Here is a 14,432-nt window from a genome sequence, read left to right as displayed (position 1 = left end):
TGTCTTTATATTCCATACTTCTTTATATCTCCAAAGAAAGAGGGGATAAGATGGTACAGTCTAAAAAACAAAAGTATCTGTTTTTAGCCTTTTGTTTAATTCCAACTTTTGTGATGTTTTCTATTTTTACGCTATATCCATTGTTCAGTGGTTTATACTATTCTTTTTTTGAATGGTCTGGTGCTTCACAGGACAAGGAATTTATTGGGTTTAGCAACTACATACAATTAATAAATGATGAGATCATTCCTATGACCATTGTTCATGACTATTTTCTCGTTGCAGCAAAAGTGCTGGGGATTATGGTGCTGGCTCTTTTCTTTGCTGTCGCCTTGACCCAATTAAAGATAAAAGAAGCGCCATTTTACCGTATCGTTTTCTTCTTTCCTAATATCATGTCAGTTGTTGTCATTGGTATTCTTTGGACGTTCATTTACAATCCAAGCTTGGGACTGATTAATTCCGGGCTGCAGTTTGTCGGATTAGAAGACTGGGCGCGGCCATGGTTAGGGAGCGAAAAGTGGGCCCTTCCCAGTTTGGTACTGCCATCTGTCTGGGCTGGGATTGGTTTATTCATGCTAATGCTTATGGGCGGGATTGCGAATGTTTCAAAGAGTTATTATGAAGCAGCCGAAATAGACGGAGCCAATGAATGGCAGCAGTTTTGGAAAGTTACCTTGCCGCTTGTCTGGCCGCAAATCAAAATCTCTATTCTTTACATCGTAATTACTACGTTAAATGGGTCGTTTATTATCGTTCAGATTATGACGGGCGGGGGACCTAACAATTCCACTCACGTCATGGGGTCTTATTTATATGAACAGGCCTTTGTGCAATATAACTTTGGCTATGGCGCAACGATTGGGGTTATGATCTTAATCCTGTCACTAATTACAGTATTGATCCTGCAATTCTTTATGCGTCGTGAGCGAGTAGAATACTAGGAGGATTGAACCGAAGGAGGGGAGAATGTGAAACGCAATAGTGTTGGGCACATCATGACAAGAACGGGAATTCGCATCCCATTGGTTCTATGGTCGCTTGCTGTACTTTATCCGATCATATGGATGTTTATTGGGTCTTTTAAATCGAACGGAGAAATTTATGCTAATCCTTGGGGGCTGCCCAAATCTTTTAATCTGGAAAATTTCACTACAGCCTGGACAGAATACAATATTGACACAAGTGTTTTTAATAGTTTAATTGTAACCGTAGTAGGCGCTCTGTTAACGCTATTCCTAGCGATCCCTACCGCCTACGCTATCGAACGTCTGCGGTTTCGCGGCAGTCAGTTACTGTTTACGTTGTATGTTTCAGCTATGATGATTCCAATGGTGTTAGGATGGATTCCATTATTCTTCTTACTTGCTCGTTTTAACATGCTCGATAATATATATGGGCTTGCCATTGTCTACGCTGTCAGTCAACTTCCTTTTACGATCTTTGTATTAACGAGTTTTATGAGTACCATTCCGAAGTCGCTGGAGGAATCGGCGGCTATAGACGGGCTTTCACCCTATGGGGTTCTGTTAAAAATCATTACGCCTCTTTCCATGTCAGGGATTATAACCGTTACGATTATGAATGCGATTCAATTTTGGAATGAATATTTCATGGCACTCATCTTTCTTCAAACAGAAGAAAATTACACGTTAGCACTGGCGATTGATTTCATAAGCAGTGAAGCCCAGTATACGAATGCATGGGGCACTCTTTTTGCTAGTTTAACGATTGCTATCGTTCCCGTTATTATTCTATACGCGATCTTCCAACAGCGGATTGCTAAAGGGATGACAGAAGGGGCGATCAAAGGGTAAATAAAAAAACTCCCTCAGGCGGCTTTATTGCCCCATGGAGGGAGTTTTTTCTGTTAAAAAGGGTTCGTGGCCCACAAGCTGGCAGATTTAACAAAAGTTCTAGGGTTCAGTTTGAGTTGTGAAACGATATATTCAGCTAAATCCTCTGGCTGCATAAGGTGGTCTGTGTCATCATTTTCTTGATATTGACCAGAAAAGTTAGTAACTACCCGGCTTGGCGTTATTGCATTTACACGAATGTTGTGCTTTCTGACTTCCTGCATTAACGATTCAGATAAGCCAAGCACACCAAATTTCGAAGCACTATAGGCACTTGAAGTAGGAGTGCCTCTTAGACCTGAGGTAGACGATATATTGACGATGTCTCCGCTTTTTCTTTCTACCATACTTGGCAGAACAGCTCGTGTAACATAATACGTTCCCATCAGGTTGACTTGAATGACTTTTTCCCATTCTTCAGGGTTTAAGTCCATGAAACCACCATATTTACCGATTCCTGCATTATTTATCAGGATATCGACGGGTCCTAATTCACTTGACACTTTTCTAACGGCTTGATTTACGGATTCAATATCGGACACATCCCCTTGAGCGATGGACCTTTTTACTCCGGTATGTTCAAGTTCGGCTGAAACGTTTTCTATATTCGCTTCCGTTAATCCGACAAGTCCAACATGTACACCTTCTTCTGCTAACGCTATGGCGGTAGCTCGGCCGATTCCACGGCCGGCTCCGGTAATTAAAGCAACTTTTCCTTGTAGTGATTGCATATGTTACGATTCCTCCTTAATCTCGGACAAAATTTCATAGGAGCGCAGTCGTTTCTGGTGATCGTAGATTTGAGAAGTGATCATCAATTCATCTGCTGTTGTTTCCTCAATGAACGACTGTAACTTTCGCTTTACGGTTTCTTTGCTGCCGATGATAGTAGCTCCTAATTGTTGCTGTAGAGAAGCCTTTTCATACTCCGTCCAAATCTCATCCATGTTTTCAACGGGCGGCTGCAGCGGTGTTTCGCGATTTCGGATGATATTTAAAAATTGTTGTTGAAGAGTAGTGGCTAAATACTCAGCTTCCTCATCTGTATCTGCTGCGACAACATTAACACCTAACATCGCATAAGGGGCCTCAAGTGCCTTTGATGGTTTGAAACTGCGACGATATAAATCCAGGGCAGCCATTGTATTATTTGGTGAAAAGTGGCTGGCAAATGAGAATGGCAAGCCTAGCTGGCCTGACAGCTGTGCACTGAAGCCGCTTGAACCTAACAACCAAATCGGCAGATCCAGGCCATCGCCAGGAACGGCCCTCACATGATTATGTTCAGATCGCAATTCAGGATCAAAATAAGCACGCAATTCCTGCAGCTGTTGAGGAAAATCATTGCCATCACTTCTCGAATCCCTTCTTAAAGCCCTGATGGTAACGGGATCTGTTCCAGGTGCACGTCCAAGGCCAAGATCAATTCTTCCTGGGAATAAGGATTCTAGTGTACCGAATTGCTCTGCAATAACGAGAGGAGCATGGTTTGGCAGCATAATGCCCCCAGAGCCTATACGCATCGCTTTTGTATGGGCGGCAACGTGACCAATAATAACAGAGGTAGCAGAACTGGCGATAAACGGCATGTTATGATGCTCAGCCAGCCAATATCTGTTATATCCCCATTGTTCAACATGCTGTGCTAGATCGATCGTATTTTTATAGGCATCAGATGCTGTATTTCCAACAGTGATGGGAGCCAGATCGAGCACGGAAAACGGTGTATTTTTTATTTGATTTTGTGCGTGTTTATCCGACATGTTCTCATCTTCCTTCTTCTCAGACTTAAATACAGCTTCATCTTACCAATGTTCATTCGTGTCTCAAAATATCCTGCTTTTAAAAAGTTTATAATGCTATGGATTAGGAAAAATACAACACAGATGTCAAAAAAGGAGCGATCTTCATGCCAACACGTAAGGAACAAACTGCTAACGCCAAAACGGACAGCAAGCAGGATTATGTAGATATCAAAATGGGTGATCACGATCTGTTCGTGAAAAAGGGCTACGACGGTTTGTACACGCTTAATGATTTTTTGTTGGGCATATGGTTCTTAATCGGCAGTGTGTTCTTTTATTTTGAACATTTAAAGGACTGGGGAGTGACACTATTTGTATTAGGAAGTTTGCAAATGTTAATTCGCCCCACCATTCGTTTATTCCATCGCTTTCAACTTAGGAAACACTATGAAAAAGAATATGAGGAAAAGCAATAATGATTATGTGTAAGTGAGGGGAAAGTCAAAGACTTTTTCCTCACTTTTTTATTACCGGCAAAATCCATCATAAGGTGACAAAGTTTTCAGAAAATTTTAATTGTAATAGGCCTGAGAACCTTTTATGCTTATAGTACACATAAAAAAGTTATGTTATCGAAATTCTAGCATATGAATAGGGGAGTGAAGATGTGGTAGACGAAACAGCTATAGATCATGATATTTTTTTGTTTCATCAGGGAAATCTTCGTTATAGCTATCAGCTCCTCGGTGCACATCTGATGACAGTTGGTGGAAGAGCGGGTGTTCGTTTTATAGTGTGGGCCCCGAATGCTGAAAAGGTAAGTGTTGTAGGGATGTTTAATGATTGGGATGGCCGACGCCACCCTATGGAGAAGCTGAACGATAACGGATTATGGTGTTTGTTTATTCCGGAATTAGCCAGAGGCACCTTGTATAAGTATGAGATTTTGACAGCTGATGGGCATTTGCAGTTAAAGGCAGACCCTTATGCCTTTGCAAGTGAGCTTCGTCCTCATACAGCTTCGGTTGTGCATCCTCTTGATGATTATCATTGGAACGACGCGCACTGGATGAAGCGGCGTGAGGGGATGAATATCTATGAATCTCCCTTGTCTATTTATGAACTTCATTTAGGATCATGGAAGAATATTGAGACGGAAGTTTACTACAATTATCGTGACTATGCAGAGATGGTGATTCCTTATGTGAAAGAGCTTGGATACACACACATTGAACTTTTACCTTTGACAGAGCATCCATTTGACCGCTCCTGGGGCTACCAGGCCACTGGTTACTATGCTGTCACATCGAGATATGGAACGCCGGACGATTTCCGGTATTTCGTGGATCAGTGTCATGAACATGGAATTGGGGTGATCCTCGACTGGGTTCCTGGACATTTTTGTAAAGACCAACACGGGCTAAGGCGCTTCGACGGCGAAGCTTTGTACGAATATGCCGATACGAAAAAGGCAGAAAAACCTCAATGGGGAACACTAACATTTGATTTTGCTAGAAATGAGGTTCAGAGTTTTCTCATCTCAAACGCTATTTATTGGCTGAAAGAGTTTCATCTGGAAGGTCTGAGAGTCGACGCAGTGGCGAGCATGTTGTACCTGGATTTTGGGAAAGAAGGCGGCGAATGGGACGTCAATGAGTACGGAGGAAGAGAGAATATAGAAGCGGTCGATTTCCTGAAGAAAATGAACGAAGCCATCTTTGAGGAGGTTCCCCATGTGTTGATGATGGCGGAGGAGTCTACATCGTGGCCGCTTGTTAGTGCACCTACATACACAGGGGGACTTGGGTTCAATTATAAGTGGAATATGGGATGGATGAATGACATGCTCCAATATATGCAGTTGGATCCGATTCACCGAAAGCATCATCATCATTTAATGACCTTCTCACTTTATTACGCTTTTTCTGAGAACTTTGTGCTCCCGATCTCCCATGATGAGGTAGTTCATGGAAAGAAGTCGCTGCTCAATAAAATGCCCGGTGATTATTGGCAAAAGTTTGCAAACCTACGATTATTTCTCGCTTATATGTATGCCCATCCAGGCAAAAAGCTCCTGTTCATGGGAAGTGAATACGGACAATTTGATGAATGGAAGGATATGGATGACCTGGACTGGGAACTTTTGGATTATGAGTCCCATAAGTCAATCTTTAATTATATGCAGCAGCTGCATCAGTTGTATCAGGATATGCCTGCTCTTTGGGAGCTTGATCATGAGCAGGAGGGATTCTCCTGGATAGATCCGCACAATGCTGAACAAAGCATTATATCCTTTGTGCGAAATAGTCGATCACCTAATGATCAGCTTGTGGTTGTTTGTAATTTTACTCCGGAAGTGTATCGCGATTATAAGGTCGGTGTACCTGAAAACGGTACATATAAAGAGGTTTTTACTAGTGATGCGGTTCATTTTGGAGGATCAGGCCAAACGAATGGCCTCAAACTAGAAACGACTAAGCAGTCTTGGCAAGGACAGGATCACCATATTCACATGACGATTCCGCCCTTAGCGGTAAGTTTTCTGAAGTGTATATCGAAATCAAAGGAGGAGTCCCATGAAAGGTAAAGAATGCGTCGCTATGCTTCTAGCTGGTGGTCAAGGTACAAGGTTAAAATCACTCACTAAGAAGATCGCTAAACCTGCCGTATACTTCGGTGGAAAGTATCGAATTATCGATTTTCCGTTAAGCAACTGCACCAATTCTGGAATCGATACCGTGGGGGTTCTGACTCAATATGAACCGCTAATATTAAATAATTATATTGGCATTGGCTCTTCCTGGGATTTAGATCGTAAATACGGCGGGGTGTCGGTTCTTCCCCCCTATATGCAGTCAGAGGGAGGCGGCTGGTACACAGGAACAGCCAACGCAATCTATCGAAATATCGATTTTTTAAACCAATATGAACCTGAACACGTCCTGATCCTGTCCGGGGATCATATTTATAAAATGGATTATGGAGAAATGCTAGATTACCACCGTGGCAGTGGAGCGGATGCGACCATCTCTGTTATTGAAGTACCCTGGAACGAAGCCAGCCGCTTCGGCATTATGAACACAGATGGCCAGGGACGGATTACAGAATTTGATGAGAAGCCAGAATATCCAATGAGCAACCTCGCTTCCATGGGAGTGTACATTTTTCGCTGGGACGTTTTGAAAAAGTATCTGATCGAGGATGAAGAAAAAGGTCATTCTTCTCATGATTTTGGAAAGGATATTATCCCTGCCTTGCTTGCTGATCAGAAGAAACTGATGGCCTACACCTTTGAAGGCTATTGGAAAGATGTCGGTACAGTCGAAAGCTTGTGGCAGGCCAATATGGATCTTCTGAAAGCAGAACCTGATCTCAATCTGAATGACCAAACGTGGAGAATATACTCAAAGAATCCAAACCAGCCTGCCCAGTATATTTCTCCTGCAGCTACCGTACGCGGAGCTCTGATCAATGAAGGGTGTCGTATTTATGGCCAGGTGGAAATGTCGATCATATTTTACGGAGTACATGTGAATGAAGGGTCGATTGTGAAAGATTCAGTGATTATGCCTAATGTGAAAATAGGTAAAAATGTAAGAATCTATCGGTCTATTATTGCGGAAGGTAGTGTGATTGAGGACAATGCTGTAATCGGCAACCCATCCCCTGAGAGTGATATCACATTAATTGCAGATGAAGGGAGTGTCATGGCAACCAGTTATGCAGCCAATCATTAAGGAGGAGAATCTCATGGATCGTATGGCCGGCATTATAAACTTAGATCATGAACAGGATGTACTAGATGAACTCACTTATTTCAGGTGCGGAGCAGCGGTTCCCTTTGCGGGCCGTTACCGAATGATTGACTTTGCGATTTCGAATATGACGAATTCACGGATTGAATCGGTAGCCGTATTCACTCGTCGCAAATATCGTTCTCTAATGGACCATCTGGAGCAGGGGAAGGCATGGGAATTAGATCGGAAGCGCGGCGGATTGTTTATTTTACCCCCCGATTGGAACGACCCGACTGATATTTCCCGGGGTGACCTTCAGCATTTTCATAATAACATTGACTTTATTCATCGTACGTATGCTGACTATATTCTTGTGTCTGGCTCTCAAAACATTTGTAATATCAACTATCAAGACGTTCTTGAAGCGCACAAGGAATCGAACGCAGAAGTTACGGTTATATACAAAAAGGTGGAAGAAATATATCCAGAACATAACCTGGCTCATAAACTCAGTCTTGATGGGAATCAAAGAGTTACAGCAATTCATAATGACAAACAGAGTTCTAATGTGTATATGGATATGTATGTTATTGATAAAAACTTTCTGCACGAATTGATAGAAGAGGGGATTGCTCATGGAAGCTCACACTTTTTTCTGGATGGAATCAAAGGTAGGCTTCCGGATATTCACATTCATGCCTATGAGTATAAAGGTGTCCATGCCCTGATAAATTCAGTGGAAAGTTACTATCGCCATAGTGCGAACCTGCTTAATGACGCCCAGCATAATGAACTATTCAAAGAAGAATCCCCTATTTTTACAAAAGTAAAAAACGAAGCACCATCGAAGTATTCCCCGAATTCAAACGTCACAAATACGCTTGTGGCGAATGGATGTACAGTGGATGGCGAGGTAGAAGACAGTATTCTATTTCGTGGAGTCAAGATAGGAGAAGGGGCTGTTGTAAAAAATTCGATCATCATGCAGCGCTGCGAAATTGGCAGTGGAGCAGTGCTTGAAAATGTCATTTTGGATAAGGATTGTAAAATATCGCAAGGACGTACGTTAATTGGTGCACCAGAAAAACCCTTTGTGTTAGCGAAACGTAAAACCATGTAGATTTCCAGAAGGGAACTGTCTGAAGCTACGATTCCGGCAGTTCCCTTTTACATAATAACGAAAGCTGAGGAGTGGGTCATAGATGAACGTATTAATGGTTGGATCAGAGTGTACGCCTTTTATTAAAACGGGTGGTCTGGCAGACGTGCTTGGGTCTTTACCTCAAGCGCTAGTGGAGCAGGGACATCAAGTTCGGGTTGTGCTGCCTAAGTATGAAGAAATGGAGGAGGAGTGGAAGAGTCAGCTGACATTGTTACATAAACTGAATATACAGATTGGCTGGAGGAACCAGTATGCGGGAGTGGAGTATCTGGAGTATGACGGAATCCCTGTCTATTTTATCGATAATGAGTATTATTTTAAACGCTCCAATTTATATGGGTATGAGGATGAAGCGGAACGATTTGTATTTTTTAATAAGGCAGTACTTGAGATGGTACGAGCACTTGACTGGAGTCCTGATATTCTGCATTGTCACGATTGGCAGACTGGCCTAATACCTGTATTCCTGCATACTCACTATCAAAATGATGAAAAATTAAATGGTATGAAAACATTGTTTACGATTCATAATTTGAAGTATCAGGGGGTCTTTGCCGATTCAGTCCTGCACGACCTGATGGATTTGGACGAAAAGATGATGACAGAGGATCGGTTAGAGTTTTTCGGAGATATCAATTTTATGAAGGGCGCCTTAAATTATGCGGATGCGATCACAACAGTAAGTGAAACTTATGCAAAAGAGATTCAAACCCCTTATTATGGGGAAAACTTAGACGGAGTACTTAGAAAACAATCGGAGTGGTTAGCCGGGATTGTAAATGGGATTAATACAAAAGATTACAATCCACTAAGTGATGAATCTCTGGCATTCCCATTTCGAAGTTCATTATCGAAAAAAGTTCAAAATAAAATGTGGTTACAAGAAAAGCTGCAGTTGCCTGTGCGGAGAGATGTTCCTATGATTGGGATTGTTTCCAGGCTTGTTGAGCAAAAGGGATTTGACCTTATTGCCAGAGTTATGGACGAGCTTTTATATCACGAGGATATTCAGTTGGTGCTTCTAGGTACAGGTGAATACGATTACGAGAAAATGTTTGAGTGGGCCCAGGTAAAGTATCCAGAGAAGGTATCCGCGAATATTATGTTTAGTGAATCGCTATCCAGGCAGGTGTATGCAGCGAGTGATATGTTCCTTATGCCTTCCCGTTTTGAGCCGTGCGGGATTGGCCAGTTGATCGCATTGCGCTATTTAGCTGTACCTATCGTCAGGGAAACAGGCGGGCTCAAAGACACAGTCAAGCCGTTTAATGAACAAACAGAGGAGGGGAATGGGTTCACCTTTGCAAATTATAATGCTCACGACATGTTGTTTACGATCCGCCGTGCGCTTGAGCTTTACCACGAAGAAGATGTGTGGAAAAAGCTTGTAAAAAATATGGTGAAAACTCAATTCCCGTGGAAGTATTCTGCGCGTCGATATGGTGAGGTCTACCAATCGACGCTTCAAAAGCAGTGAACGAATGAATGGAGGAGACGGTATGTTTAACAGCAAAGAGGAATTCATACAGGCCTTTTCTGAAAAGCTGAGAACTACACTCGGGAAAGAAGTAAAAACAGCGACAGAACAAGATGCGTATCGATCCCTCGGTGCGTTAGTTAAAGATCATATCAATAAATATTGGCTGCAGACGAAGCAGCAATATGAGAAAAAACAACCTAAGCAAGTCTATTACTTTTCGATGGAATTTTTAATGGGGCGTCTGTTAAGCAACAATTTGTTGAATTTACAGGTGCTGTCACTAGTAAGGGAAGGTTTGACGGATTTAGGCTTTTCCCTGGCGGATCTTGAAGAGGAAGAAAATGATGCAGGACTCGGCAACGGCGGACTCGGCAGGTTAGCCGCTTGCTTTTTGGACTCCTTAGCATCTATGGGGCTGCCTGGTCATGGGTATGGAATCCGGTACAAATATGGTATGTTTGATCAAAAATTGATCGATGGCTATCAAGTTGAACTGCCAGATCCATGGCTTACTGATTCGTATATCTGGGAAGTGCGCCGTCCCGAAGAAGCTGTTGAAGTTCGATTTGGCGGTTATGTAGATACAGATATAACTTCTGAAGGTCTTTTGACTTTTGAGCACAAAGACTATGAGCAAGTGAGAGCTGTTCCATATGACGTGCCTGTCATCGGCTATCAGAATGAGACCGTTCATACACTACGGTTATGGTCAGCTGAGGCGACACATGAGGACACACTAGCCCAAGCTTCTAAGCAAACTAAATTTGGTAACTTTCTTACACAAAAGCGATCTTTAGAGGAAATTTCTGATTTTCTCTATCCCGACGATTCCCATGAAGAGGGTAAGAGGCTGCGATTGAAGCAGGAGTACTTCCTCGTTTCAGCTGGTGTGCAAAGTGTGCTTCGTTCATTTGAGCGTTTAGGGCTTCCGCTTTCTTCTTTTCCGGAAAAAACCGCTCTTCATATTAATGATACTCATCCTGTTCTCGTTATTCCTGAATTGATGCGCGTTCTCATTGATGAAAAAGGATTGACTTGGGAGGACGCGTGGGAGATCACACAATCGTCCGTGTCTTATACGAACCATACTACACTACGTGAAGCGCTGGAGACGTGGCCGATTGACTTAGTACGCGAGCTGTTTCCAAGGCTCTATATGATTATTGAAGAAATTAACGAGCGATTTTGCCAAAAAGTTTGGACGCAGGACCCGGGTGACTTTGAAAGAATTGCACAGCTTGCAATCATTGCTGACGGTCAGGTAAAGATGGCTCACCTGGCGATCGTGGGGAGCCACAGTGTGAACGGAGTTGCAAAACTGCACACGGAAATTTTAAAAAAGCGAGAAATGAAGAAGTTCTATGATGTTTTTCCTGAGCGATTTAATAATAAAACAAACGGTATTACTCACCGGCGCTGGCTTATGCACGCTAATCAATCGCTGGCGGACCATATTACGGAAGCGATTGGAAACCGTTGGGTTGCTCAACCCGAACGGTTATTGGATTTACTTGCAAAGAAAGAGGACACAGCTTTTTTAGATCAATTAGGAAAGGTTAAACAGCAAAATAAAAACAAGCTGGCTGCATTTATTAAGGATGTTACCGATATTACCGTCGACCCGCAGTCTCTGTTTGATGTTCATATCAAACGGCTCCATGGCTATAAACGCCAACTGCTAAATGCCCTTCACATTATGTACCTTTATCATGAATTGAAATCAAATCCATCCTTTGAGATGACACCTCGAACCTTTATTTTTGCTGCAAAAGCAGCTCCTAGCTATCACTTTGCTAAGAAGGTAATCAAACTCATTACGACGATTGCAGATGTGGTGAACAATGATCCGGACGTACAAGGGCTAATGAAAGTAGTCTTTCTGCCAAATTATTCAGTGTCTCTGGCTGAACGAATTATCCCGGCGACGGATGTTAGTGAACAAATTTCAACGGCGAGTAAAGAGGCATCCGGGACAGGAAATATGAAACTAATGATGAACGGGGCTTTGACACTGGGCACAATGGATGGAGCCAATGTTGAGATTCATGAATTAGTTGGAGATAACGCGATTTATACGTTTGGACTTAGTTCAGAAGAGGTGCTTCATTATGCACACCGTGATGGTTATTCTTCCAGAGAAGTGTATGAGACCGATGAACGTGTTCGCAGGACAATAGATCAACTTGTAAGCTATAGTCCATTTTCAGGAGGTGAAACAGAATTTCAGGATCTTTATGATTCGCTGCTCACGCACAATGATGAATATTTTGTTCTTAAAGATTTTGCTAGTTATATAGCTGCTCAGCAGAGAATTGGTTATGACTATCATCAAAAACGAGACTGGAATGTGAAGAGCTTAAAAAACATTGCTTATTCCGGGAAGTTTTCCAGTGACCTTACCATACAAAAATATGCATCACAAATATGGAATATACAGCCTGTGAAAATATTAAGGTAAAACTGGGAAGGGAGCGTCTATTGTGAAGCCTCAGGATATTTATCATAATAGTTTTGACCTTACGTACCGAGAACCATTTGGTGCAGCTCCAAATGGCTCTTCTGTTACGTTAACGATCGATATTAATCACCGACATCCTGTTTCATATGTGATCCTGCATTATATTTACGATAAAACAGATCGAGAAGAAACAATCGAAATGGATCGAGTGAGTGAGAAGCACCCGAGCAGTTCCTTTGAAGCTAGTATAATCATGCCAGAGGAACCTCAGCTCGTTTGGTATTTCTTTGAGGTGAAAATAGAGGAGGAAGTTCTTTATTATGGTCGATTGAATAATGAGGAAAGCGGGGAAGGAGAAATTCATAAAGAGGTTCCCCCCTCCTGGCAGATTACAGTGTACGATCCTAGTTATGAGACTCCCTCATGGTGGAAGCATGCAACAATGTACCAAATTTTCCCTGATCGATTCTATGCTTCAGGAAAAGTACAGCTTGAAGACGCCCCTAAGTCAAGTTTAATGCATACTCATTGGGATAACGATCCCTTTTATATTCGAAACGATCAAGAAGAAGTGGTTCGTTGGGATTTTTTCGGCGGGAATATAAATGGAATTATTAAAAAACTTGACTATATACAATCGCTAGGAGTTACGGTCATTTATTTGAATCCTGTCTTTGAGGCTGAAAGCAATCATCGCTATGACACAGGTGATTACCACAAGATAGATCCTCTTCTAGGTACGAAAGAAGAGTTCGAGCAGCTAATGACAAAGGCAGCCGATCTGGGGATTGAAATCATGCTTGATGGTGTATTTAGTCATACAGGGAGTAATAGCAAATACTTTAACCAGAGAGGTCAGTATGAAACAGTTGGAGCCTATCAATCTATGAAATCTCCCTATTATTCGTGGTACAACTTTTATGATTATCCTGACAATTATCAGGCATGGTGGGGAATTGGGACGCTGCCGACCTTAAATAAAGAGGATGAAAGCTATCGGAATTTCCTGATTCACGAAGATAGCAGTGTGATAAAGACGTGGCAACGATCCGGTGTGAAGCATTGGCGTCTAGATGTGGCAGATGAACTGACGGATGATTTGATTAAGCAGATCAATTGTCAGCTTAAGGAGTACGATTCGTCGAGTGTACTATTAGGTGAAGTATGGGAGGATGCATCCAATAAAACAGCCTATGGAAAACGAAGGGACTATTTCTTAGGCGGAGTGTTGGATTCTGTCATGAATTATCCTTTACGTGATGTAATGCTTGGTTTTATAAAAGGCGAGGTAGATGCTTATTACCTTGATCGTCGTCTTCTGACTCTAAGTGAGCATTATCCCAAACAATTCTTTTATTCTCTCATGAATATGTTGTCCACTCATGATGTTGAGCGAATTAAAACACTGCTAGCCGAATTTTTGCCAGAGGATTTGGATAGTAATAAGAGAGCTGAATTAGTTCGTAAACAGATACAGGCGCTAAGCCTCTGGCTCTATACCTTCCCTGGCGTCCCCTCTTTATATTATGGAGATGAAGCTGGTTTAACTGGGGGAGAAGACCCTGATAATCGTAAACCTTACCCATGGGGCAGGGAAGATCAGCATCTGATTTCGTGGTATAAAACGATCGGAAACATAAGAAAGAAACATCCATCACTTAGAACAGGGAGTTGGAACTCGCTCACTCCACACGAAGATGTCTATGGCTATGAACGTTTAATTGAACACGGGGTTGATCATTTTGGGGATCCCTCAGCCGACGAGCATTTATTATATATAATGAATCGTAATGTTAGTCAGGAAAGACAAGTGACCTTGCCAGCACGAAAAGGAAAATGGCAGCACTTGATTAACAAAAACCAAATGTTCCACGTGAAACAAAATGAATTGACGATCACACTTGAACCTTGTGAAAGTTTACTGCTAAGGCGTTTGAATTAGGCAGAATGTTAAAAGTGAGATGTGAACCAAGTTGGCAATACCCTATTTCTTT

General features: G+C 42.2%; 11 protein-coding genes. 9 read left to right on the top strand and 2 right to left on the bottom strand.

The genetic code is table 11. The annotated features are described in order from the left end of the window. Positions 1–50 precede the first annotated feature (50 nt). Both G6R08_RS09515 and G6R08_RS09510 read left to right on the top strand, forming a co-directional pair. On the top strand, positions 51–944 hold the full coding sequence (locus tag G6R08_RS09515) for a carbohydrate ABC transporter permease (RefSeq protein WP_079528952.1): 894 nt from the start codon (positions 51–53) through the stop codon (positions 942–944). Between the two features lie 54 nt (positions 945–998). Continuing rightward, entirely contained in the window at positions 999–1,817 is an 819-nt protein-coding gene (locus G6R08_RS09510; RefSeq protein WP_079529163.1) for a carbohydrate ABC transporter permease, read from the top strand. A 53-nt stretch (positions 1,818–1,870) separates the two neighbouring features. Here the strand turns inward: G6R08_RS09510 and G6R08_RS09505 are convergent, their stop codons facing one another. Then, positions 1,871–2,587 (bottom strand): 3-ketoacyl-ACP reductase, encoded by a 717-nt coding sequence (locus G6R08_RS09505; RefSeq protein ID WP_163527764.1) that lies wholly within the window; start codon positions 2,585–2,587, stop codon positions 1,871–1,873. A gap of 3 nt (positions 2,588–2,590) precedes the next feature. Then, on the bottom strand, positions 2,591–3,619 hold the full coding sequence (locus G6R08_RS09500) for an LLM class flavin-dependent oxidoreductase (RefSeq protein WP_163527763.1): 1,029 nt from the start codon (positions 3,617–3,619) through the stop codon (positions 2,591–2,593). A 146-nt stretch (positions 3,620–3,765) separates the two neighbouring features. Between G6R08_RS09500 and G6R08_RS09495 the strand changes: the two genes are divergently transcribed. The 7 genes from G6R08_RS09495 to G6R08_RS09465 all read left to right on the top strand — a co-directional run bounded on the left by G6R08_RS09495 (position 3,766) and on the right by G6R08_RS09465 (position 14,380). Next, positions 3,766–4,077 carry a YrhK family protein gene (locus G6R08_RS09495; protein ID WP_163527762.1) on the top strand — a complete coding sequence of 104 codons (312 nt, stop codon included), beginning with the start codon at positions 3,766–3,768 and terminating at the stop codon, positions 4,075–4,077. A 191-nt stretch (positions 4,078–4,268) separates the two neighbouring features. Next, the gene (gene glgB, locus G6R08_RS09490; protein ID WP_163527761.1) at positions 4,269–6,188 is read left to right on the top strand and encodes a 1,4-alpha-glucan branching protein GlgB; all 1,920 of its coding nucleotides are present in this window, start codon (positions 4,269–4,271) and stop codon (positions 6,186–6,188) included. Then, positions 6,178–7,338, top strand: coding sequence for a glucose-1-phosphate adenylyltransferase (locus G6R08_RS09485; protein ID WP_163527760.1), 1,161 nt, complete (start codon positions 6,178–6,180; stop codon positions 7,336–7,338). Before glgB ends, G6R08_RS09485 begins: the two co-directional genes overlap by 11 nt. Positions 7,339–7,351: 13 nt before the next feature. Then, positions 7,352–8,458, top strand: a complete 1,107-nt coding sequence (glgD, locus tag G6R08_RS09480) for a glucose-1-phosphate adenylyltransferase subunit GlgD (RefSeq protein ID WP_163527759.1) — start codon at positions 7,352–7,354, stop codon at positions 8,456–8,458. 82 nt (positions 8,459–8,540) lie between these two features. Next, positions 8,541–9,977 (top strand): glycogen synthase GlgA, encoded by a 1,437-nt coding sequence (gene glgA, locus G6R08_RS09475; protein WP_163527758.1) that lies wholly within the window; start codon positions 8,541–8,543, stop codon positions 9,975–9,977. 22 nt (positions 9,978–9,999) lie between these two features. Next, the gene (locus tag G6R08_RS09470; protein ID WP_163527757.1) at positions 10,000–12,438 is read left to right on the top strand and encodes a glycogen/starch/alpha-glucan phosphorylase; all 2,439 of its coding nucleotides are present in this window, start codon (positions 10,000–10,002) and stop codon (positions 12,436–12,438) included. Positions 12,439–12,460: 22 nt separating this feature from the next. Continuing rightward, positions 12,461–14,380, top strand: coding sequence for a glycoside hydrolase family 13 protein (locus G6R08_RS09465; RefSeq protein WP_163527756.1), 1,920 nt, complete (start codon positions 12,461–12,463; stop codon positions 14,378–14,380). Positions 14,381–14,432 lie beyond the last annotated feature (52 nt).

The organism is Halobacillus ihumii (genome assembly GCF_902726645.1).
In the GTDB taxonomy this organism is placed as follows: Bacteria; Bacillota; Bacilli; order Bacillales; family Halobacillaceae; genus Halobacillus_A; species Halobacillus_A ihumii.
This window is presented reverse-complemented; position numbering and strand designations above follow the sequence as displayed.

Bases quoted from the DNA above. Each gene is read 5' to 3' on its own strand.
- G6R08_RS09505 (WP_163527764.1), bottom strand. From the start codon at position 2,587: ATGCAATCACTACAAGGAAAAGTTGCTTTAATTACCGGAGCCGGCCGT.
- G6R08_RS09515 (WP_079528952.1), top strand. From the start codon at position 51: ATGGTACAGTCTAAAAAACAAAAGTATCTGTTTTTAGCCTTTTGTTTA.
- G6R08_RS09495 (WP_163527762.1), top strand. From the start codon at position 3,766: ATGCCAACACGTAAGGAACAAACTGCTAACGCCAAAACGGACAGCAAG.
- G6R08_RS09470 (WP_163527757.1), top strand. From the start codon at position 10,000: ATGTTTAACAGCAAAGAGGAATTCATACAGGCCTTTTCTGAAAAGCTG.
- glgA (WP_163527758.1), top strand. From the start codon at position 8,541: ATGAACGTATTAATGGTTGGATCAGAGTGTACGCCTTTTATTAAAACG.
- G6R08_RS09510 (WP_079529163.1), top strand. From the start codon at position 999: ATGACAAGAACGGGAATTCGCATCCCATTGGTTCTATGGTCGCTTGCT.
- G6R08_RS09485 (WP_163527760.1), top strand. From the start codon at position 6,178: ATGAAAGGTAAAGAATGCGTCGCTATGCTTCTAGCTGGTGGTCAAGGT.
- G6R08_RS09500 (WP_163527763.1), bottom strand. From the start codon at position 3,619: ATGTCGGATAAACACGCACAAAATCAAATAAAAAATACACCGTTTTCC.
- glgD (WP_163527759.1), top strand. From the start codon at position 7,352: ATGGATCGTATGGCCGGCATTATAAACTTAGATCATGAACAGGATGTA.